Origin of the sequence: Chitinimonas viridis (assembly GCF_030409555.1) — a bacterium.
Lineage (GTDB): Bacteria > Pseudomonadota > Gammaproteobacteria > Burkholderiales > Chitinimonadaceae > Chitinimonas > Chitinimonas viridis.
The window spans coordinates 593,254-616,019 of the sequence record NZ_JAUFPU010000018.1 but is presented as its reverse complement, the minus strand read 5'-3'; the positions used below and the strand labels follow the sequence as shown (position 1 = coordinate 616,019).

At 58.5% G+C, this 22,766-nt stretch carries 16 protein-coding genes; 2 read left to right on the top strand and 14 right to left on the bottom strand.

All coding sequences use genetic code 11. From position 1 onward, the window contains the following. Positions 1-2 precede the first annotated feature (2 nt). A complete protein-coding gene (locus QWZ03_RS16030) occupies positions 3-1,082 on the top strand; it encodes a TniQ family protein (protein WP_290333627.1) in 1,080 nt (359 codons plus the stop codon). Here QWZ03_RS16030 and QWZ03_RS16025 read toward each other — a convergent pair. The 10 genes from QWZ03_RS16025 to glmU all read right to left on the bottom strand — a co-directional run bounded on the left by QWZ03_RS16025 (position 1,079) and on the right by glmU (position 16,936). Beyond that, entirely contained in the window at positions 1,079-2,815 is a 1,737-nt protein-coding gene (locus tag QWZ03_RS16025; protein WP_290333626.1) for a TnsD family Tn7-like transposition protein, read from the bottom strand. The two genes, QWZ03_RS16030 and QWZ03_RS16025, sit on opposite strands and share 4 nt — an antisense overlap. After that, entirely contained in the window at positions 2,802-4,166 is a 1,365-nt protein-coding gene (locus QWZ03_RS16020; RefSeq protein WP_290333625.1) for an ATP-binding protein, read from the bottom strand. Before QWZ03_RS16020 ends, QWZ03_RS16025 begins: the two co-directional genes overlap by 14 nt. Before the next feature lie 29 nt (positions 4,167-4,195). Further along, on the bottom strand, positions 4,196-6,283 hold the full coding sequence (locus QWZ03_RS16015; protein ID WP_290333624.1) for a TnsB C-terminal domain-containing protein: 2,088 nt from the start codon (positions 6,281-6,283) through the stop codon (positions 4,196-4,198). A gap of 9 nt (positions 6,284-6,292) precedes the next feature. Next, entirely contained in the window at positions 6,293-7,279 is a 987-nt protein-coding gene (locus QWZ03_RS16010; protein WP_290333623.1) for a PDDEXK family nuclease, read from the bottom strand. Positions 7,280-7,522: 243 nt separating this feature from the next. Further along, positions 7,523-7,810: a hypothetical protein gene (locus tag QWZ03_RS16005; protein WP_290333622.1), complete on the bottom strand. Its 288-nt coding sequence runs from the start codon at positions 7,808-7,810 to the stop codon at positions 7,523-7,525. A gap of 1,338 nt (positions 7,811-9,148) precedes the next feature. Next, positions 9,149-11,671 (bottom strand): tetratricopeptide repeat protein, encoded by a 2,523-nt coding sequence (locus QWZ03_RS16000; protein WP_290333621.1) that lies wholly within the window; start codon positions 11,669-11,671, stop codon positions 9,149-9,151. A 568-nt stretch (positions 11,672-12,239) separates the two neighbouring features. Next, positions 12,240-12,449 (bottom strand): MbcA/ParS/Xre antitoxin family protein, encoded by a 210-nt coding sequence (locus QWZ03_RS15995; protein ID WP_290333620.1) that lies wholly within the window; start codon positions 12,447-12,449, stop codon positions 12,240-12,242. 166 nt (positions 12,450-12,615) lie between these two features. After that, complete coding sequence (gene glmS / locus QWZ03_RS15990) at positions 12,616-14,439, bottom strand: glutamine--fructose-6-phosphate transaminase (isomerizing) (protein WP_290333619.1); 1,824 nt, start codon at positions 14,437-14,439, stop codon at positions 12,616-12,618. Positions 14,440-14,604: 165 nt separating this feature from the next. Continuing rightward, positions 14,605-15,375, bottom strand: a complete 771-nt coding sequence (locus tag QWZ03_RS15985) for an alpha/beta hydrolase (RefSeq protein ID WP_290333618.1) — start codon at positions 15,373-15,375, stop codon at positions 14,605-14,607. Between the two features lie 193 nt (positions 15,376-15,568). After that, positions 15,569-16,936, bottom strand: coding sequence for a bifunctional UDP-N-acetylglucosamine diphosphorylase/glucosamine-1-phosphate N-acetyltransferase GlmU (glmU, locus tag QWZ03_RS15980; protein ID WP_290333617.1), 1,368 nt, complete (start codon positions 16,934-16,936; stop codon positions 15,569-15,571). 269 nt (positions 16,937-17,205) lie between these two features. Between glmU and QWZ03_RS15975 the strand changes: the two genes are divergently transcribed. After that, positions 17,206-18,366, top strand: coding sequence for a type I restriction endonuclease (locus QWZ03_RS15975; protein WP_290333616.1), 1,161 nt, complete (start codon positions 17,206-17,208; stop codon positions 18,364-18,366). Between the two features lie 67 nt (positions 18,367-18,433). On the opposite strand, the gene QWZ03_RS15970 is transcribed toward QWZ03_RS15975, so the two are convergent. The 4 genes from QWZ03_RS15970 to atpA are packed head-to-tail and all read right to left on the bottom strand — an operon-like array spanning position 18,434 to position 22,765. Next, complete coding sequence (locus QWZ03_RS15970; RefSeq protein WP_284195286.1) at positions 18,434-18,859, bottom strand: F0F1 ATP synthase subunit epsilon; 426 nt, start codon at positions 18,857-18,859, stop codon at positions 18,434-18,436. A 10-nt stretch (positions 18,860-18,869) separates the two neighbouring features. Next, positions 18,870-20,288 (bottom strand): F0F1 ATP synthase subunit beta, encoded by a 1,419-nt coding sequence (atpD, locus tag QWZ03_RS15965; RefSeq protein ID WP_284195285.1) that lies wholly within the window; start codon positions 20,286-20,288, stop codon positions 18,870-18,872. A 40-nt stretch (positions 20,289-20,328) separates the two neighbouring features. Beyond that, a complete protein-coding gene (gene atpG / locus QWZ03_RS15960) occupies positions 20,329-21,195 on the bottom strand; it encodes a F0F1 ATP synthase subunit gamma (RefSeq protein ID WP_284195284.1) in 867 nt (288 codons plus the stop codon). Positions 21,196-21,223: 28 nt separating this feature from the next. Next, a complete protein-coding gene (gene atpA, locus QWZ03_RS15955; RefSeq protein ID WP_284195283.1) occupies positions 21,224-22,765 on the bottom strand; it encodes a F0F1 ATP synthase subunit alpha in 1,542 nt (513 codons plus the stop codon). Position 22,766: the final 1 nt, after the last annotated feature.

The following is a 22,766-nucleotide window of genomic DNA, read 5'->3' as shown; positions in this document are numbered from 1 at the left end:
CCATGCCCGATGAGTTGGCCGCCGGCCTAGCAGGCAGGCTTGCTCGTTTGAATGGGAGTGTATCCACGAAGCAACTCCTGTCGTTGCTGAAACTTACGCGGCCAAGTGATGGCCGAGTGCCAGCAATTTGGGTGCTCGCCAATACGCTGTCGTTAGATCCGGAGGCCTTTGCGGCAGAGCACACTATGCTACCTCTGCGATACCCCATCTCGGCATACGTTGGTGTGCCAGAGGAAGCACAGGCATCAAAGCAGCGTGCATTCGCTGCGGGACTGACCACCGGCCGCACCAGAATTCTGTTCTGTACCGAGTGCGCGAGAGAGGACGAACGCCTTACAGGTTTCAGCCACTGGCGCCGACGCCATCAGATAGAAGGTTTGGATTGGTGCGAAATCCATCGTCGGCCGCTCCAGGACGTAGATCTTTCTGCCACGGACAAGCAACCCCACGTTCTCATAGACGCAAAAGCCACGGGTGTTATTGATAAGGTCGAACTGGATTTCGAGCAGGAGTCTCAAACGTTGCACCAACTGCATCGGATCCAGTTCGCATGGCTGTCATCACCGGAGCCCATTGCGCTGCAAGCTTGGAGCGATGTGATTGCTAGACGCTGTGAAGCACTTGGATTGCGGCGTGGCGAAGTGGGTAAGCGAAATACTGCCAGTGACCTAATCCGGGATCGTCTACCTGCCTCTTGGTTGAGACGGCACATGCCGGCAGTTCTCGACAAGAAGCCAAGCCAGTACCTCAGAAAGATTGATGGCGCGTGTATTGATAAGCACGTTGCCTATCCATCGCTCGCGTGCGCTGCTTTGCTCGCGTCGCTATTCGATACAGCTGATGACGCGCTTGAGCAGCTGAGGAACGCTGATACGGCAAAGCGACATGCTGGCTCAAGCAGATCCGACCTGGAGGGGGCTGCCGAGCGGCATGCTCTTGGCGCGTTCTTGAATGGCCTGGGATTGCACGATGCATGTGTGATGCACGATGCTGACGTTTCGGTGCTTGAGGCCCATCTTCGTGTTGCTTGCGGTAGGGGTGAGGCCATTGCCGCTGGACCTGTTCTCGCGGCTACCGACTAGCTTGGTATCAGTGATGCGCTCCGCGGAGCGTTGGCCCTAAATACCTCGCCCAATGCCATTACAGTGAGTGGCCAACGATTGGGATACCGTACAGCTTTCCCAAGCGCCGGCACCGAACGTTTCATATCTTCAAAAGTGAAGCGGGGCAAATCTGCAGCTATTGCAGCTGCGACGCTCCTTACCGTCGACGACAAGGCCTGATCGGCTTGCTGAATACGCTGAACCGCATGGTTTGACCCACGCGAGCGTCGTTCATCTGACTTCTCCTGAAGCCACTGCCTGTCGTTTCGATAAAGCCAAGCGTAGGCGCTGGGTATCATTCGGCGAATGGCCTTGATTCCCAGTGGTCCGAGCAAAGTGGCTACCGCCTGAAAAGCTTGCCGTGCTTCGGCGCGAGCTTGCTCATGCCTGACCCGGTGCCATTCGAGCTGTAGCCCCGGTACGGATCTCAGAATACGTGTCACGGTCGACTCGGCAATGTCATGTGAATGGGCTACCGATGCCTTGTCATGTCCCTCTCGCAGCAGGGTGACGATGCCCTGCCATTGCTGGCCGTCGAGCTTCTTTGGCCGCCGAGGCGTCGCGATGTTTCCAGCGGCAGCCCAGGCGGCAATCGTGTGAGGCGTAACGCCCAACTGTCGCGCAATGGCTGTCGAGGACATGTGCCCAAGGCGCAGTAGGGTCTGTGCCAATTGCTGACGGTTGGCTGCACTGGTTTGTGGTGGATCTTCTGCTGTTGTTTCACCGATGTCGGTCGGCTCTGAATGGGTCTGAGCGTAAGCACCGGAGAAGGCGCTGAAGCTATCGAACCAGCAGGCAATCCACACAACGTAGCGCAATGGATGTGCTAAGGCCCTGCCGGTTAGAAGGCGGGAGAGCTGCGCTGCGAGTAGCGCTTCGGTCGCCTTGTGCGACATTTCCGGTATGGCCTGGATATCGGCAACGCGGCTGAGCAGTTCGCATCTTACGTCGCCCCATCGGACACGACCGCTTTCAGACGCCAGTCCGATTTGCTGAAAGCGGCGCCGGAACACCAAGGCGATGCGCTGCGGGTCATCAAACGAGGAGGGGCGAGCATCCAGCGTGGCCATGCTCGTCCGCGCGACTCGTATCATCCATTCAAAAAGTCGGCCGTCCGCGTGATCGAGGCTTGCGACGGGCTTGCAGCCGACCTTTGTGGGTAGTCCCCATGCAAAGCGATGGGCTGACTGACTTTTCCAGGACGAACAGTGCAGGAAAGTCCGGTGAGTAGGGCAGATCCAGACACCTGGCATCTGGTGAACGCGGCGCCAATACGACCAGCCATATAAGTCCCTGGCCTCCTCAAGGCAAGCTGGGCATATCTTCAAGGGGTGTGCTGCCCCCATTCCGCTGGTCAGCATGCCGAGGCGGTATTTCAGGCTACCGATACCCTCGTGACAAACATGCTCGATGGCAGCATCGGCTACCGTTTTCACTTTGAACGGCAGGTAGAACGGCAATAGAGTGCGACCACGAATGATTTCCAGTGGCTGCCCGATCAGCCCTTTTGTGCGTTGAGCCAGCACATTCAGGCGCGCCGGTATGTCGTGTGCGGAGCCTTGCCGACAGTGTCCAAACAGCTGCATGCACGTCCAGCGGTCCAGTGCGTTGGCCGTCAGACGATGGTAGCGACTGCACCAACTGAACAGCGTCTCGTCCGGCAGCGCTGGTGGCCCAACAGCAAACGTGAGTCGATCATCAATCAGGCTCATTGCGTCCTCCCTTGGGGCGCGGTGTTCGGAGCATTGACTGGAAGATGTCGTCACCCTCACGCAGAGAGCTGACTAACGGTGGCTTGGGTTGCCGCAAGGGCGTTACCTTTGCTCGTGCCTGCGATGATGGTGAACTGGCTGGTGCTTCCCGTAGTTTGCCTAGCGTTTGCCGCTGGCCTGGCGTCAACGTGCTTTCCAGCAGGGTCGCGGCGCGTTCGGATTCTGATGGTATTGGCGATGCACTTGGCTTCGATGGTTGGGTCTTGTACACGGAAGAGATGTCGTTGAACGGACAGACCAAGTCTTTCCGTTTATGGTGCAGATCGCACACAGTGAGCGAGTGGAGGGCTTCTACCTCTTCCCGGTAAGCGGTGAACTCACTGCTGCTGAATGCTTTGAGCACATGAGACATGGTGACCGCATGTTCCTCATGCCGCGCTACACGGTATGCCTGGATCAAGAGCCTACCGACGTGACGAAAAAGACCGAAGGACAGACGATGGAGCTCCGCACCATCTCGCTCGTGGTCTAGATCGAAGCTGTTGGGTGAAACACTCAGCATTTCCGAAAGAACAGCCCGCCATTCCGCGCTATCTGGCTTAGGTGGATGGACGACGATAGGGTCGATCAGCAGCCTATTTTTTTGTTCGCTGCTGCACTCGTTTTTCAGCTTGTGGCCGAGTGAGTAGTTAGCCGCATAAAGTAGTGGTGGGCCCAGATCGCCGAGCTGCATAAGGATTTGCGTGACCCTCGTGGTTGCAGTGTCACTCGGCGTCAGGAACTGCATTTCATCCACAATGATCTGGCTGGTGGCAGTGGCCAGTAACCAGTCCATGACGTGGTACTGCAATTTGTCTAACTTACGCCCCCCGTCAAACAGCGGGCTCATCAGCTCATTGAGTATCCCCGTTGCAGTTAGACCACGGCGAACCCGAACACGCTGAACCGGTACGATATGGAGCGAGTGGCCAAGGATGTTGAATCGCTGTTCCGAATTGAGCTGACATGCGCGTACGAACGCTTTTGCCAGTGCGCTCTTACCAACGCCGGCTAGGCCGGTGAGGCACCTGATGTGTGGCGAATCACACGGCTCTAACCGTACGACATCGCGCCAGGCGTTGTATGCCCGAAAAGTCGGGAAACGTGATCGCGCATAGCGGCCTGCTCGGTCGACGAGCATGCGCAGAATTTCGAGGTGCTGGTCGGTCGGGATGAACACCTCCCTCCAAGCAGTTTCCAGCTGCTCGCACGCTTCGTCGATGCCGCTGGCACCAAGATTCGAAATCGGGATCACGTGTGCTGTGGCGCGAGCCCTGAGCGTCGCATCGTCCAGTCGATCGAACCAATACAACCACGGTTCCTGGGAGTCTGGTCGTAAGCTCATCGCCGCCCCCCTTTAGGGCGAAGGTAGGGCTGAAGCACACGACGGTCATCAAGCGATGCCTTGGCGTATTTCTTGTTACGGCGTGTTCTGACCGTCTTTTGCCCAAACGCGACGCCTGTTTCTTCCTCGAACTGCGCCCCGGCTTCGGCTTTCGCTGCTTCGCGACACGGCCGCAGTTCCGATTGGTTCATGCGTCGTAGCTGATCGAGTTGCTCGAGCTCACCTACGGATAGATAGAGCTGACCCTCGTCATCCCTGATGGCAAGTTGCGCATCGACTTCGATCACTTCCGTGCCGAGATCGAGCCAGAGGTGCCGCAGACACACCTCAAGCATGAATCCCTTGATCTTGAAGCGGCCCGTACGATGCGCACGGCCCAAGACGCCCGACTCCGCCAGTGCCTTGGAGCTGAACCGTAGTGAAAGGTAGTAGACCGCATCATCCTGGACGGTGAGTTCGATGGGGGTCAGGAAGGCGCGTACTGCTTCGTCGAACGGGATCTGGAATGCATCGTTTCTGCCTCTGGCATCCAAGTAACGCCACAGTCCGATAGGTGTCGCATCTACCCTAGCGGCAATAGCATTTGGATTCAGTCGATCGCTGACGTCCTTGCTTCTGTTATGCGCGATGGTTCGGCGAATCTCCTGCATCGCCAGTTGGGGCACACTCATATTGGTGGTGGTGAACTTTGGCCCTCCCTGCAACTTGACGGTTTTCGGGTGCGTGGTTTCGATGGAGGCCTTGGATTGCCCAGCGTGACTCGGCGCCCCCTCCTTGATGGTGCTACGGTAGGCGGGGTTCTCTGGATCGCCTTTGGGCGTTGCTCCTGGGCCTCGGTCATAAACCCCTTTGGGTGACAGTCCAACGGATGGCCAATCCTCCGGCTTGATGTCCATGTTGAATAGGCGCCCAAATCTGCTCTTCCCAATGGCCGCACAGAACATCGCGGCTTTGTATGCCGATGCAGTCTCGCTGCCCCAGGAAAAGCCAATACCCACGATCATCCCAGAGGCCATACATAGGATCCGGACCACCCATAGCGGGGGCAAATGACTGCCTGGCAAGTAGCCGATCGAGATTTGCTCGCACTGATAGCCGTCTTGGACGGTCTCCTGCATCAGGTTGGCCACACCTTGCGCATACGAGCCCCGCGACGGCTCAAGCAAGTCCCGACAACGGGCGCGACCGAACTTATAAATCCAGCGCTCGTCCTGGCTGAATGACTTCCGAATCCGGTAGATGAACTGATCAAAAGACGGAAAGGGATTGCCATCGGGGTGGAAAAATTCAGAGCGGTCCCCTGGTACACGTCGGGTTTGGCAACCGAAAACCTGCTTCAGGCAATCTCGGTAGATTTCCGTCAGATGCCTGCCGGGGCGGGCAAAGCGACGATATCCCTCTATCGACTTTGCAATCACCCCTTCATCGGCCGCGCTGTACCCAGCGCAGCTTCCCGAGAGGGGCGTCCTACCGAATTTGTGCCCTGTGCCGACGCGGTTCCACCGTCCGATACGCGCTACTGCATAGTGAAGGGCCCAGCGCTGGCGGCCAAAGCAGATGTAGGCGAAGAATGCGCGGCGCAGGCGGGTCTCGTTTTGCGGTGGATCGCACATTTTGGCTCGGGCGTTGATCATCGCGTCAGGCGACGGTGACGCGAGTACTTCATCGACGTGCTGCACAAGCGGCCAAATGTGAACCAACATGCGATCGATCCGATCGCCGTGAGCTTGCTTACGCCCCTCCCGCTGCTGCTCGTACGCTCGCAAATCCCCCGGCGTCATGCCATTGAGCCAGGGTGGCAGTGGCTCTTGTTGATCGCAGGCGACAATCAACCCCTCGTCCAGAGCTGATTCAAAGCGGGCGCGGGATAGGAAGTGCACGATTGGCTGGAAGCAGTCAGCGCCCCGTGGCTTAGCTTGTCCTCTCTGTTTCCTGTTGTCATTGGAGGCCTGCACAAGCTTCTGGCGGAACTCCAGCAGAAGGGCGCGTTGCGACTGCGCATCGTTGCGAAGAAAGTAGTAGACGACGCCACGTGCGAGCACCTCGCAGCCAATCGGTGCGATCAGTTGTGTTCCAACATGCATGACGTTCCCCTATGCAGTGCGCCGTTGAAACAGATGACCAAAGCGGACCAACGGGTCTGTTCGCTCCGGCTGCAGGGGGATATCAATAAAGATGCCTTCATCCACAAGCTCTGGCCGGACATCGCGCCGCCAGATTGCTCGGTGGAATAGGGATTTGGCGATATCGAATGGGAGGTCGTAGCGCGTCATCATTGAGCGCACGACATCAAACGGCGCGCCACCGAGGATCATGGAAGCGCGCAGGCGCTCACACATCTCCTGATAGAGCACACTGTCCACCGTTGCCGATAGGTGCTGCGTCAAATAAAGACATTCGAGATTGCGCAGCAGCTTTTCCGGAAACATATCCTCCGTGACGCGAACAGTAGGGATGTTGGCATCGTCGTAGTAGAGCTGCTCAATGGCATGCCGTGCACGAGCGGCCGCAGCATCAGCATTTGGATCCCGCGAAGGCCTCTCGCGATGTACTGACCGCTCAAAACCATCACGATCCCTTTTGATGGTCCAGTTCACACAATAGGGGCCGTGCTGATCCTGAAGGAACAGCAACAGATCGCCAATAAATGGGTACGGCACTGACGCCTTCGCTCCGTTATCCGGGTGGCGTATGGAAATCCAGGCATGACGCTCGACCATCTGTATGCGCTCGCAAACATCGAGGGTTCCTCGGAGGGGCCGCAGGTTCAAACCGGATGCGAACGGATGTCCGGTTAGCGGATGGGGTCTGCTCTGGATGGCGAGCATGCGTTGTTCCTGCAGCTCAAAGAGCCCAGGCTGGAATAGCACAAGAAACATGGCCTTTTGCTCGGGCGTCGAAAGCACGTGGCATTGGCGCTGGAGTTTCTCGGACCACATTTGGGAATAGCGGCTGCTGGAGGGGGCCTCCTCGCGAGTGGCGCGGATAGCTGGGTCGTAGGTTGGTCCGAACTGGGGCGGATCCTGGCGCTTGTAGATGGTGCGTAGGCGCGCCTCGCTCATGCGGGCTGCAGTGGACATGGGGCTTCCTTCCCTGCCGAAATCGGCGGAATGTTGGTTCTTTCGGAAAAGGAAGGCCCTTGACGCGCGCGCGGAGGCGCGAGTACATTTAGTGCGTGTAGCGACACACCTGAGGGCCTCCCTCAGCAGCAGTAGCAAACGCCGTTGGCCGGCCAGCCTTCGGCGTTTTGTCTTTTTGGGATCTACATCACGACTCCTTGTCAGTCGGTGGGTTCACATCTAGCCCGAGCAAACTCCCCAGCCTTAAGTTTGGCGCTCGCCGGCGGGTGTTGCTGTGGCCCGTTGTCGGCTCAGCCACTGGGCCACATCGCGCGTCAGCGCAAAGCAGCCGCGACGATATTCGATCCGAAAGACGGGGACAGGGATCGTCCCGCGTGTCAGCGCTTGCTGGAATGCACCTGAAGATCGATACCCCAAGACTTTTACCAAGGCCTCTGAGCCCAGCATTGGTCCGTATTCCGCAGTCAGCTCCTGTGACAATTCGCGGGTGAGCGCCTGGATTTCCGGCGTTTCAAAGGTCGTCTCAGCCATGCCGCCTCCCGTATCGCTTTGTCGTCAATGGTATGGCGTTGTCCGGTTTACGACTACCTGTGATACTTCCTGGAGAGTTCGCTGGCCGGAAAATGGATAAGTGCTTGAATCGTCGTTGAAATCCATCGATGAATTTGCTTTCGCATCACCAACGCGAAAGTCGCTGCATATGCGGCCCAGGCTTATCGTTAGCGTGTTTTCGACTATTTGCTGGTTTCATGAGAATCGCTTGCACTTCTCCGCCTGCTCCGCAGCGGAAGTTGCGCGGGCGGTGGAATCCTTGCTCAAAGCAACGAGCGAACGGTGCAAAACTGTGGAGCGGCGGTATCGGGACTACCACAAGGGACGCCACTCCCCTGTAAAGAGTGTGATTGCTCGTGCAGCAAAGGTCTGCCCCACGTCGCGCGCAGTGATTGAGTCCCTGCTCTGGGACGCGCTAAGGTTTGATCGGTGTGCCAGGTCGACTGCTGCGGCCTTGATCGGGCAAACAAATAAGGCGGGGGACGAACTGCTGACAAGGGTACTCACCTTGTCTGGTAGGCATAATGATCCTCCGCCAAGGTGGGGTCGGAATCGTTGCAAGTCTTTGATCCGGCTTGGAACGTTGGAGAGCTTAGCTGTAATTACCGTATGTATGCGCGTTGCCGCCGAAGCGGGAGCGATCCAGGAATTGCAAGTCCTAGCATACTGGTGCAGATGGTGCCTCTATGCCCTTGCTCCGTGGTTGTTCGAGCACGGAGTCCTGTATGGACTCGCCGAGTATTATCAATACTATGTCTTCCCCAAGTGCCTGCATGAACCGTGCTCTGGGTATTTCCGCGCTGAGCACTATTTAGACAGTGTTGCTGGGTTTGCAGTGACGCTTGAGAAGGAGGCCCAGTCGCTTGGGCGAGACCTGTCTGTAGAAGAGATCGCTGATCGCATACTCGCGATTGAAGCGCTGTAGCGCCGGGACTGAGGCTTCGAAACACGGGATTTCTAGCAACACGCACCTCGACGAGCCTTCCTGTTGGCATGGTTTTGGCGGGTAACGTCTGATCCATTTCGTCCGCGCTGAATGAGGCAGCCTGCATAGGCTGAAACGCGTGCGATGGAAGAATACTTCAGATGCTAGCCTAAGTTGACTGCTTGGATGTGATCATCACTGCAATTGCAGAGACAGCTGATCGGCCAGAACGGTCATTCAACAGACAGGGCTGTTCAGGCTGCAGTGTGATGTTTACCGGCCGTTCAACATTGACCGATGTTGAACGCAAGCGTTTCGATCCATCGAACTAACATTCCCAGCCGTTAGGATTTGCGCTGATGTTCGATCTACACCCGTCTATCCGGGGATAGCTAAAGCAAGGTATAGGTTTGGTAAGCACCATAGCAGAACGGCTGCTGCCGTAAGTTGTCGATTTGGGATAGCAAGGAATGCGAGATTTGCGTCCCAGACGGAAATGCCCGAAGCAACAGAGCCGGAAGCTCTTCGCTAGGAAGATTGACGAGTTTAGACAACGCAGTGCTAATAGCGCACGAAGGGTGAGCCTCACGCAGGCCCGGCGCGAAGAGAGTCGTGAGCAGTAGATTGAATCGGTCGAGAACCGCCCATGACGCAGCTAGCACTTCCGACCGACCATTCAACAGAAAAACGACCGGGAATCCCATAAGCTCATGTGCACGAAACGTCTTTTGGTAGTTGCGATTGACGAGACTGCCGCTGTGGCATGTACCCAAAACCACGACGCGATGGGGCCACCGAAAGGTCGCGCTTTGGAGTCGCATCAGACTCATGATGCTCGTCGTGTCATGCCCTGCCATGTCCGCGAAAAACGGATCTCTGAACAAGCCAACGGACGAGCCGTGATGAGACAAGACAAGCGCATCGGTCGACGCCATGCGATGCGCAAACTCATCCCATCCTGGATTCTCCATCAGGGTTCCGACTGCCCTGACGCCTGTGAAGAACCCTTCTACATCTGTCCGGGCATATTGAAGGCCTGAGCCGCTTTCTAAAATGCCCAGGCAGGCAGTCGGCGCGCCGGCTACGCGTTTGGCGGGATGAAGCGCTATGCATGTGCGCACATCGAACTCCCCAGTAGCCATGCGAGCACGAATCCCGGGATGTCCCACCATCACCAGATTAATCGGCGTCAGGTCCATCCCGTCCGGAATGAAAATCACGCCCTTGCAGCTCTCCTCCGTAAGTTCGTTCAGTACGGGGGCGAGTGCATCGAGCAACGCCTTCTTGTACTCACCGACAGCATGAGCGAGCACTTGGGCTTTTCCCGGCTCTTGACGATGCTGCACTAAGGCCCAATGGAAACCACGTGATTGTGCTTCGGGAAGCTCGCACAGGACATACCGTTTCCCGAGGATCAGCAAAATTTTGTGGTCAGCAGTGAGCATGTTCACGAGGATGGCGTAACCCTCGTTTAGCCTCTCATAAATGGTAGCTGCCCGGCGTTCGGAGGTCGCATCTTGAAAAGGCCGGCTGACGTTATGAAGAGCACTAACCTTGTCCGCGTACTCGGCGATTTCGCGCCATGGATCGGGCTTCGAGATCGCCGACATCGGGTCGTCATACTTCTCCAGCAAGCCAAACAGGTGGGGTGATCCCTCACCTGCGAGACGATCGACCAGGCGGTTCAACTCATCCCTTTCTTGAGGGGATAGCTTCAAGGCCAGCGCAGCAGTCCACTCCAAGAAGTGAAGCCAATCCGAGACCCGATTTGCCCTTGTTGCGGCAATCACAGGAACAACATCCATGGCATTGCCGGTAACAGGGAGCCTTGCTAGCAGCCACTCGATTCGTCGGATGTAGCGATCGCGGAGTCCGCGGCGGTAATGCAGCTTCTCGACCAGAGCGACGGCGGCATCAAGATGCAGAACCGCACGATGCAAGCAGGCAACGGCCTCGGCAGGATCTGATCTCCCGATGGCATTCTTCGATGCAATGAGTTCCAACTCAAGAAGATACTCGGGGTCGACGTTCTCGCACGACGACATCAGCGCTCGCGCAACGGACATCCGTTCCTCGGAAAGACTAAGCTCGCCGAGCTCGCGAAGGCATGCAGACAGGTTCATCAGCGCCATAGGCCGCGCAGCATCGCATGGTGGCATGGCCGCAAGGACTTCCTCATAAGCGTTCCGCGCTAATTGATGGTGTCCGGTCTGAAACAGAAAAGTCCCGCGATTGACTGCCAGATGCGTGGGAACGGGGGAACCCAGCTCGGAATACATCTGTACCAACTCCGGCCAGATCTGCTCAGCGTAAGCATGATCCTCTTCCAAAATGCAAATGGCATATAGCGCGGTAACGGCGTCCGCATATGGCTGGAGTAATCGGTGTTCGCGCGCTAGCGCCTCCGCCTGGCCCAACGAGTGGTAAGCAGGCTGAAACGCGCCGAAGTCGGCGAAGAGGTAAGCTACGGCAATGAGGTTTTCGATGGCCTTGTCAATTTCTCCAAGGTGCGAGTACAACCGAACTACCTCGTAGAGGACGTTGGGCACGTGGTCAGCTTTGGCATTGCCGGGCAACAAACGGCTAACGTTCTCCGCCGCCGAAAGTGCCGCAAGATCGACGCCCTCCGCGATCGCTAAGTCCACGAGTTGCTCAAGATATAGCCTGACGCGCTCGGTATCTCCGGAAATGCAGCTCGCACACACCGCAGTGTTCAAAGCATAGGCCAACGGCCATGGGCGGTTTTCCCTCGATAGCACTTCGACTGCAATGTACGCACAGACCCTGGCATCTTCGGAGTCGCCTGTCACCTGTTGGAGTGCATCGTCGATCTCATCCAATTCAAAATCCGACTCGGGGTCGTCTAGGATGGCTCGAATGTGGCGTTCGAAGGTTGAAGGATTGAAATCGATCATCGGCGGTAAACCGTGGAGTAGTTCATAGATCCCCGATCTATGCATTACTGCAATACCATAAAACAAGTTGTTGTCAAAATTGATGTAACACAGATCACAAGCGCGTGTTTTTCATGCCAAAGGACTCACTTGCCTAAAGTCCTGAGTGACCGCTGTGCTCTGTTTTCTGCCGCTGACTACTCACAAGGCCGAACGTCCGAACTGGGTCGGTAGTGTGAGTTCGACGGGGCGAGAAGCTGACGTTCGGCGTAGATCAACTTGGAACGGCCGGTAATCGGCACACTGCAGCCAGAAGAAGCCCGCTTGTCGAATGGCCGCTCTGGCCGAAATGAAGACTATAGGCGAAGATCAGTTAACCACTTGCCTGCGCATGCGTTAATAGCATGGTGATCACCAGCTTCAAAATGGGTGGTCTTGTCCGCCAGAATCTGGAGACTAATTGAGGCGTCGAGGTATAATCGCCCCGCAGCCCTAGGCTTTGTCCTCTCCCAGCCCCATTACTGGTGAACGACGCTAGGTAAGATATGGCCCCGAGATCTCGGGGCCATATTGTTTTCACCTGGGCTAGCTACACCGCCAGGCCGTGCTCAATCTTCAGCAAAATGGCACGCACTCCGCGCTCTCCTTCGGGCTGTGCAACAAGGTCTGCTGGTACAGCCCCAAGAGCTGAGTTATGACTACTCATCCACGCTCGTGCTTTGCCTTCATCGCCAAATACTCGCGCGGCGTAAACCGAAAGCGGTAGGGTATTTGCTTCTTCGTAATCCGACTTGTCCATGGCGGTTCCTTTCGTGGTCGGCCGGCAGCTGTAGCTGCATCTTAGCCAAGAAAAGAACACTGGAACCAACCGAGCTCTACTCAGGCAGTCGCACTATGACTGCCCGACAAACTTTATTCCTACCCGACGAACTTTATTACCTGTCGTCAAAATTCGATACTCACACCTACTCCACAGTCACCGATTTCGCCAAATTCCTCGGTTTATCCACGTCCGTCCCCTTGGCCAGTGCCGTATGGTAGGCCAGTAGCTGTACCGGAATGGCGTGCAGGATGGGGGAGAGGACGCCGACGTGACGGGGGGTGCGGATGACGTGGACGCCGTCGGATTCGCCGAAATGGCTGTCCAGGTCGGCGAAGACGAACAGTTCGCCGCCGCGGGCGCGGACTTCCTGCATATTGGATTTCACTTTCTCCAGCAGGCTGTCGTTGGGAGCGATCACCACCACGGGCATGGCCTCGTCCACCAGGGCGAGGGGGCCGTGCTTGAGTTCGCCGGCAGCGTAGGCCTCGGCGTGGATGTAGGTGATTTCCTTGAGCTTGAGCGCGCCTTCCATGGCGATGGGGTAGTGCACGCCACGGCCCAGGTAGAGGGCGTGGTGCTTGGGCGAGAAGCGGTCGGCCCAGGGTTTGATCTGGGGTTCGAGGTTGAGGGCGTGCTGTACGCTGCCGGGTAGCTGGCGCAGGGCATCCAGGTGGTGGGCTTCGCTGTCGCTGTTGAGCTTGCCGCCCAGCTTGGCCAGGGTGGCGGCCAGGGTGAACAGGGCGACCAGCTGGGTGGTGAAGGCCTTGGTGGAGGCCACGCCGATTTCGGCGCCGGCGCGGGTGTAGAACACCAGGCGGCTGGCGCGGGGGATGGCGGATTCGCGCACGTTGCAGATGGACAGGCTGAGATCGTGGCCCAGGGATTGGGCGTATTTCAGCGCTTCCATGGTGTCCAGCGTCTCGCCCGATTGCGAGATGGTGACAATCAGGTACTTGGGGTTGGCCACTGCTTCGCGGTAGCGGTATTCGCTGGCGATTTCGACTGTGCAGGGCAGCTTGGCGATGCTCTCTATCCAGTACTTGGCGACCGAGCCGGCATAGAAGCTGGTGCCGCAGGCCAGGATCTGCACGCCTTCGACCTGGCGCAGCAGCTCGCCATCGGCATCGCCGAACAGGGCGGGGCTGAAGCCTTCTTCCAGCACCTGTTCTATGGTGTCGGCCAGGGCCTTGGGCTGCTCGTGGATTTCCTTCTGCATGAAGTGGTTGTACGGGCCCAGCTCCAGTGAAGCCAGCGAGACATCGGAGAGGTGTACCGTGCGCTCCGCGGGGGCGCCGGTCTTGTCGAGTATCTTGACGCCGCTGGTGGTGAGGGCGGCCACGTCGCCTTCTTCCAGGAAGATGACGCGGCGGGTGGCGGACAACACGGCCGAGACATCGGAGGCGATGAAGTTCTCGGTCTCGCCCAGGCCGATCAGCAGCGGGCAGCCCATGCGGGCGCAGACCAGCAGGTCGGGCTGGCTTTGCGACATCACGCCGATGGCGTAGGCGCCATGCAGTTCACGCACGGCTTGTTGCACGGCGGCGAACAGCTCGCCGGTCTGCTTCAGGTAGTGCTCGACCAGGTGGGCGATGACCTCGGTATCGGTCTGCGATTCGAACACATAGCCCAGGGCCTTGAGGCGTTCGCGTTGTTCGTCATGGTTCTCGATGATGCCGTTGTGCACCACGGCCACGCCGCCGGAGATATGCGGATGGGCATTGGGTTCGGTCACGCCGCCATGGGTAGCCCAGCGGGTGTGGCCTATGCCCAGCTTGCCGTGTGTGCCTTGGGCCTGTGCGGCGGATTCCATCTCGGCCACACGACCCACGCGGCGCACGCGCTCTATGCCGCCGTTGAGCACGGCGATGCCAGAGGAGTCGTAACCCCGGTACTCCAGCCGCTTCAGGCCGTCGATCAGATGGGCTACTACATCACGCTGCGCTATTGCGCCGACTATGCCGCACATAGGGTATCTCTCCGTGTGTTGGGTTGCTGCACTTGGGTCAGTGCCTGAGTCCGCCAGGGGCGGGTTCAGCGGGTGACTAGAAGTCTAGGCAAAGTCGCGCATGATGGGAGTATGTTTTCGTCATTGCAAGATGTGAAATGAAAATGACATATGCATAATTCAGTGTCAGAGCGGCATCCTTTCACGTATCCAGGCCACGCCCAGCTCGGCCAGTTGTGGCAGGTGGTCGGCAAAGGTGTGGCGTGCGCCTTCGATCACGGCGTGGCGGGAGCCGGTGGGCAGCAGATGCAGGCCTTCGCGGTTGCCGGCCAGCAGGGCGCATTCCTCGGCATCGTCGGGGTGGTTGCCGTTGACGATGAGCACGGGGCAGGGCAGGTCGTGCAGCAGCGCTGCCTGTTCGAACTCGGCAAAGTCACGCAGCATCTGGGCTTCGATCACCTGGGTCTGGCGGTTGCAGCCAGGGGCGGCTTCGACCGTCATGCGGCCGTTGGCGGACAGTTCTGCCAGGTCCTCGGCGCTGTAGTAGTCGGGCCAGTGGTAGTGCATGGGGGTGGTGCCCGCGCCAGATAGCACCATGGTAGTGACCCATAGCGGTTTCGCCATCAGGCACAGCCGCGCGCCCAGGCTGTGGCCCCACAGGGCAATGCGCTGGTAGCCCATGGCCCTGGCCTGGTCCACGGCGGCGTGGACATCCTGCGCCAGCTTGTCGGCACGCAGGCCGTCGTCGTCGCTATCGCCGCAACCGGCAAAATCAAAGGCCAGGGCAGCATAACCGTGCTGGTTGAGCTGCGCGGCAATATAGGGGAAGCGACCAGCCCAGCGCTTGTGGCTGGTGTAGCCGTGGGCCATGACCACCACGGTGTCGGTCTGGGCAGGGTAATGGTCGGCCACCAGGCGTATGCCGCGACGGTTGTGGAATGTGACTTGCTCGGTCATGCCTTACTCCATGGGGATGTGCATTAATAGCCTGGCCAATAAAAACGGCCGCTCTGGGAGCGGCCGCGTGATGAGGGGTAGAGATGCGCGCGTGCGACCGCTAGGCGGGAGGGGCCGAGGGGCTAGGGTGCTGGCGCGGATGGCACATGGTCTGGTTCATGGGTTTATCTTGCCTTTGCAAGCGTGGCCTTGTCTATTTGTTCTTGCTTGGCCGTTTCCAGCCCGGCAGGGATTTCTGCCCCCGTGCACGGCAGATGGTCAGGGCGTCGGCGGGGGCATCCAGGGTGATGGTGGAGCCGGCGGCGATATAGGCACGCTCGGCGATGGTGACCGGTGCTACCAACTGGGTGTCGGTGCCGATAAAGGCATCGTCGCCTATGGTGGTGACGAATTTGTTGGCGCCATCGTAGTTGCAGGTGATGACACCGGCCGAGACATTGACCCGCTCACCGATGACGGCATCGCCCAGGTAGGCCAGGTGCCCGGCCTTGGTGCCATTACCCAGCCTGGCCTTCTTGAGTTCCACGAAGTTGCCTATATGCACCTTTTCGCCCAGCACCGAATCGGGCCGGATGCGGGCAAAGGGGCCTATGTCCGAGCCAGCGCCGACCGTGCTGTCCTCGATCACCGTATTGGCCTTGACGATGACGCCATCCCCCAGGGTGACGTTCTTGAGATAGACATTGGGGCCGAGCTTGACGCCATCACCCAGGCGTATCTGCCCTTCCAGCACAACGTTGATATCGATTTCCACATCCTGGCCGTGGCTGACGGTGCCACGCAGGTCGAAACGGGCTGGGTCGATCAGGGTGACGCCGGCGGCCAACAGCTTGTCGGCCTGCTGTCTTTGGTAAACCCGCTCCAGTTCGGCCAGTTGGCGCTTGTCATTGACGCCGGCGGCCTCCCAGGCGTCGGCTGCAACCAGGCCGGCGACTTCCACGCCATTGGCCACGGCCATGGCGATAACATCAGTCAGGTAATACTCGCCCTGGGCATTGGCGTTCTTGAGCTGCGGCAGCCACTCGCGCAGGCGGGCCAGCGGCGCGGCGATAAAGCCGGTGTTGATTTCACGGATGGCCAGCTGGGCTGGGCTGGCATCCTTCTGCTCGACGATGCTGACCACCTGGCCGGCCTCGTTGCGAACAATGCGGCCATAGCCGCTGGGGTTGTCCATGATGGCGGTGAGCACGGCCAGTTTGTCGCTACCCGCTGCGGCCAGCAGGCCTTGCAGGGTGGCCGGCGTGATCAGTGGGCAGTCACCATACAAAATCAGCGCCACGCCCTCGCTGCACTCTGGCAGCGCCTGGGCCACTGCATGGCCGGTTCCGAGCTGCTGGGCCTGGTGCGCCCAGCGCACATCAACCTGGCTATGAAAGGCCGCCTGCACCTGCTCGCCACCATGGCCATACACCACCACCAGGCGCTCGGCCGCCAAGGCCCTGCCGGCATCCAGCACATGGCCCAGCATGGGTTTGCCGGCCAAGGGTTGCAATACCTTGGGCAGCTTGGAGTTCATGCGCTTGCCTTGGCCAGCAGCGAGGATGATGACATTGAGGGACATGGTGAGCGGTCCGGCGATGGATGAGAGGGGAGATTATCGCGGGCTTGGGGGGAAAGCGGAATCCATGCGCCTGGATTTTGCACAAACAGCGTACCGAACCGTTTGCCCGCGCTTGGCTTAGCAGGACTTGAGCAACAAGCGGTAGGCCCCCCGTCTAGCTAGGCGCTGGCGGTTTATCCCCCATATGAATGATGCCTGGCAATCTATCGGCAATTCATAATGGGTCAAGAAGATCAATGCATCAGTTGGTGATGCCAATAAGGGGACATATGCAAACATTCAATGAGCGCCTTAAGCTCCATGCGGAGCATGTGCATAAGGTTGGTGGACACTGTACTACGGAAGAAACGACTAAGCAGGCACTCATCCTGCCCTTACTCGATATCCTTGGGTTCAGTCCCTATGATCCGACGCGCGTCAGAGCGGAGCATGGAGCGGACATGCCGGGCGTCAAAGCATCAGAGCGAGTGGACTACGCACTGTTCTGTAATGGGCAACCAGTAATGTTTATCGAGGCAAAACCCCATGGTAGCAATCTGAGCAATCATGCGCCGCAATTAGCCCGCTACTTTAATAGCACGCCGGAGGTGGTGGTTGCAGCAATTACAAATGGCCGGGAATGGCGGTTCTTTACTGATCTAGATAATCGCAATGTGATGGACAGTGAGCCGTTCTACACGGTAGATTTTCATACGCTCAAGGATGGCGACGCTGCTCAGTTGAATCGATTCCACCATGATCACATCCAGCCCTCAGCGTTACGTGAATTGGCTGAGCAGTCACTGTTCTTGAGTGCCTTCAAGAAGGTGCTCGCAGAAGACCTGCGGGAGCCAACGACAGAATTTGTTCGCCATGTGGCGAACAGGGCGCATATCCAGCGGCAGTTTACCGCCAAGTTCATTGAGGGTATTACGCCTATTGTGCGGCATGCGGTTGCCCAGGTGATTGGCGAGATGGTTACTAGCGGGCTATCGGCGCCTACTGCGCCAGCTGCGGTAGTCGACGAGGATGTGGTCGTAGGAACAACACGTGATCCGATGGCCGATGAAGTGAACGGCAAGATAGTCACGACACGTACCGAGAAGCAGATATTCCAGATCTGCCAGGACATCCTTGGAGATGCACCGATTGAGGCGAACGATACAGAAAGTTACTTTGCCGTACTGTACGCAGGGAAAACGAATCGGTGGCTCATTCGTTACATAGGGGATAAGAAGGTGCCGACGCTGTCTTTCGGTATTGATCTATCGGATGCACACCGGATGGAAATTGCCAGGGCCAAGTTAGATGTATCTAGCGGTGGAAGCGTCGTAATCGGTAAGCCAGAAAATTTGTATCGCCTAACAGGACTGCTGCACGACGCTTTGGCGTACTGCATAAATGACCAGAATTTCACTAGACCTCGAAAAAGTGATACCGAGGCCGCGTGAGGCAGCCAAAAAAGCAAAAGGGCAACCCATGGGGTTGCCCTTTTGCCTGGTACTGCTAAGCCACGGGTCAGGCGCGATTGCGGAGTTTCTTGATCGCGGCCAGCTGGGCGACAGCCTGCGCCAGTTCGGCTTGTGCCGAGGCGTAGTCCATCGAACCCGAGCGGTTGGCCAGGGCTTCTTCGGCCAGTTTCTTGGCTTCCAACGCTTTCGCCTCATCGAGGTCGCTACCGCGGATAGCGGTGTCGGCAAGTACCGTCACCACATGCGGTTGCACTTCGAGGATGCCGCCGGATACATAGACCAGCACTTCCTCGTCGTTGCTGTTGGCGACCTTGATGCGCAGCGCGCCCGCTTTGATACGGGTGAGCAGCGGAGCGTGGCGCGGCAGCACGCCGATTTCGCCCATCTCGCCGGGGGCGGCCAGGAATTCGGCCGTACCCGAGTAGATCTGCTCTTCAGCGCTGACTACGTCCACATGCATGGTCATGGCCATTTCCTACCCCTTATTGCAGGGTCTTGGCTTTTTCGACAGCTTCGTCGATGCCGCCGACCATATAGAAGGCCTGCTCCGGCAGGTGATCGTACTCACCGTTCAGAATGCCACGGAAGCCACGCAGGGTTTCCTTCAGGGACACGTACTTGCCAGGTGCGCCGGTGAACACTTCGGCGACGTGGAAGGGCTGCGACAGGAAACGCTGGATCTTACGGGCGCGAGCCACGACCAGCTTGTCTTCCGGCGACAGTTCATCCATACCCAGAATCGCGATGATGTCGCGCAGTTCCTTGTAGCGCTGCAGCGTTTGTTGCACGCCACGGGCCACTTGGTAATGCTCTTCACCAACCACTTGCGGGTCCAGCTGACGCGAGGTCGAGTCGAGCGGGTCCACGGCGGGGTAGATACCCAGCGAAGCAATATCACGCGACAGCACGACGGTTGCGTCCAAGTGGGCGAAGGTCGTGGCAGGCGACGGGTCGGTCAAGTCATCGGCAGGCACGTAAACGGCCTGGATGGAGGTGATCGAACCGGTCTTGGTCGAGGTGATACGCTCTTGCAGGCGGCCCATTTCGTCGGCCAGGGTGGGCTGGTAGCCCACGGCGGACGGCATACGGCCCAGCAGAGCGGATACTTCGGTACCAGCCAGGGTGTAGCGGTAGATGTTATCCACGAAGAACAGCACGTCACGGCCCTTGCCGTTTTCGTCCTTCTCGTCGCGGAAGTACTCGGCCATGGTCAGGCCGGTCAGCGCTGCGCGCAGACGGTTTCCGGGAGGCTCGTTCATCTGGCCGTAAACCATGGCCACTTTCGATTCGGCCAGGTTGTCCAGCTTGATCACGCCCGAGTCGGCCATTTCGTGATAGAAGTCGTTACCTTCACGAGTCCGCTCGCCCACACCAGCAAACACCGACAGACCCGAGTGAGCCTTGGCGATGTTGTTGATGAGTTCCAGCATGTTCACGGTCTTGCCCACACCGGCGCCACCGAACAGACCCACCTTGCCGCCCTTGGCGAACGGGCAGATCAGGTCGATCACCTTGATACCGGTTTCCAGCAGGTCCACCGAGCTCGACAGTTCGTCGAACTTGGGGGCCTTGCGGTGGATGGACCAACGCTCTTCAGCGACCACGGGACCGACTTCATCCACGGGGTTGCCCAGCACGTCCATGATACGGCCCAGCGTGGCCTTGCCGACCGGCACCGAAATCGGGTTGCCGGTGTTCAGCACAGCCTGGCCGCGCTTCACGCCATCGGTCGAACCCATGGCGATTGCACGGACCACGCCATCACCCAGCTGCTGCTGAACTTCCAGCGTCAGTTCGGGGTTGGCCAGCGTCAGCGCGTCAAATACCTTCGGCATGGCGTCGCGTGGGAATTCCACGTCAACCACCGGGCCAATGATTTGCACGATTTTACCTTGGCTCATCGTTGCATTCCTTAATGTTAAATACTGTTCCGCGCTGCGATCAAACCGCTGCTGCACCGGCGACGATTTCCGACAGTTCCTTGGTGATGGCTGCCTGGCGGGTCTTGTTGTAGACCAGCTTGAGCTCATCAATCACCGTTCCGGCGTTGTCGGATGCGGCCTTCATGGCCACCATCCGGGCGCTTTGTTCGGAAGCGATGTTCTCGGACACTGCCTGGTACACCAGCGCCTCGATATAGCGAACCAACAGATCGTCAATCACCACTTCCGGCGCCGGTTCGTAGATGTACTCGAACGGGTGGTCGCTGACCGGTTTCATGCGGTCGGCCGGTACCGGCAGGAGCTGTTCCATCACCGGTTCCTGCTTCATCGTGTTGATGAAGCGGGTGTAGACGATATGCAGTTCGTCGATCTGGCCGGCCTGGTATGCGTCGAGCATGACCTTGACCGGGCCGATCAGTTTGTCGAGGTGCGGCGTATCACCGAGTTGCACAACGTGCGAGACCACACGGCCGCCAGTACGCTGCATGAAGCCAAAGCCTTTGTTACCGATGGCAGTGACATCGACATCGATGCCGGCCTGTTGCCAGGCCTTCATCTGGTTGACAGCGGTACGCAACACGTTGGTGTTGAGGCCGCCGCACAAACCCTTGTCGGTGGTTACCACGATAATGCCGACGCGCTTCACTTGCGCACGCTTGGTCAGGAAGGGGTGAGCGTAGTCCAGCAGGGCTTGGGCCAGGTGGGCGGTCACATTACGGATTTTTTCACCGTAAGGACGAGCCGCCTTCATCCGGGCTTGGGCCTTGCGCATCTTGGATGCGGCTACCATTTCCATGGCGCGGGTGATCTTGCGCGTGTTCTGCACGCTCTTGATCTTGTTGCGAATTTCTTTGCCGCCTGCCATGACTTGACCTTTCTATCGTTAGATCAAATCAGAAAGCGCCGTTGGCCTTGAACGACTTGATGGCTTCCGCCAGCTTCTTGTCGTTGTCGCCAGACAGCTCACCCTTGCCGTCCATCTCAGCGATGATATCGGCGTGGTTGGCTTTGACGTAGGCATACAGGGCAGCTTCGAAAGCCAGTGCCTTTTCAACCGGCACGTCATCGGCCAGGCCCTTTTCCACTGCGTACAGGGTCACGGACAGCTGCGACACCTTGAACGGAGCGTATTGGCCTTGCTTCAGCAGTTCGGTCACCAGACGGCCGCGATCCAGCTGCTTGCGGGTCGCTTCGTCGAGGTCGGAGGCGAACTGGGCGAAAGCGGCGAGTTCACGGTACTGGGCCAGGGCGGTACGGATACCACCGGCGAGCTTCTTGACGACCTTGGTCTGGGCTGCACCACCGACGCGCGACACCGAGATACCGGCGTTGATGGCGGGGCGGATACCAGCGTTGAACAGGTCCGATTCCAGGAAGATCTGGCCGTCGGTAATCGAGATCACGTTGGTCGGCACGAAGGCGGAGACGTCACCAGCCTGGGTTTCGATGATAGGCAGGGCGGTCAGCGAACCGGTCTTGCCCTTCACGGCGCCATTGGTGATCTTCTCGATGTAGTCTTCGTTGACGCGCGATGCACGTTCCAGCAGACGCGAGTGGATGTAGAACACATCGCCTGGGTAGGCTTCGCGGCCCGGCGGACGACGCAGCAGCAGCGAGATCTGACGGTAAGCCACGGCTTGCTTGGACAAGTCGTCGTATACGATCAGGGCATCTTCACCGATGTCGCGGAAGTATTCGCCCATGGCGCAACCTGCGTACGGCGACAGGTATTGCATGGCGGCCGATTCGGAAGCCGAGGCGGCGACAACGATGGTGTGATCCAGGGCGCCGTGCTCTTCCAGCTTGCGTACCACGTTGGCGATCGACGAAGCCTTCTGGCCGATAGCAACATAGATACAGGTAACGCCGTTACCCTTCTGGTTGATGATGGCATCCAGGGCCACGGCGGTCTTGCCGGTCTGGCGGTCGCCAATGATCAGTTCGCGCTGGCCACGGCCAACGGGCACCATGGCGTCAATCGCCTTGATACCGGTTTGCAGTGGTTGCGACACGGACTGACGGGCGATAACGCCAGGGGCGATCTTTTCGATCGGGCTGGACAGCTTGGCATTGATCGGGCCCTTGCCGTCGATGGGCTGACCCAGGGCGTTAACCACGCGGCCACGCAGCTCGGGGCCGACCGGCACTTCCAGGATGCGACCGGTACACTTGACTTCCGTACCTTCGGAAATGTGTTCGTAGTCGCCCAGAACCACGGCGCCGACCGAGTCGCGCTCCAGGTTCAGTGCCAGGCCAAAGGTGTTGCCCACGAATTCGAGCATTTCGCCCTGCATGACGTCAGACAGGCCGTGCACACGGACGATGCCGTCGGACACCGAAATCACGGTGCCGGTGGTGCGGCTTTCTGTGCCAGCGGACAGGTTCTGAATCTTGCTCTTGATCAGGTCGCTGATCTCGGACGGATTCAATTGCATT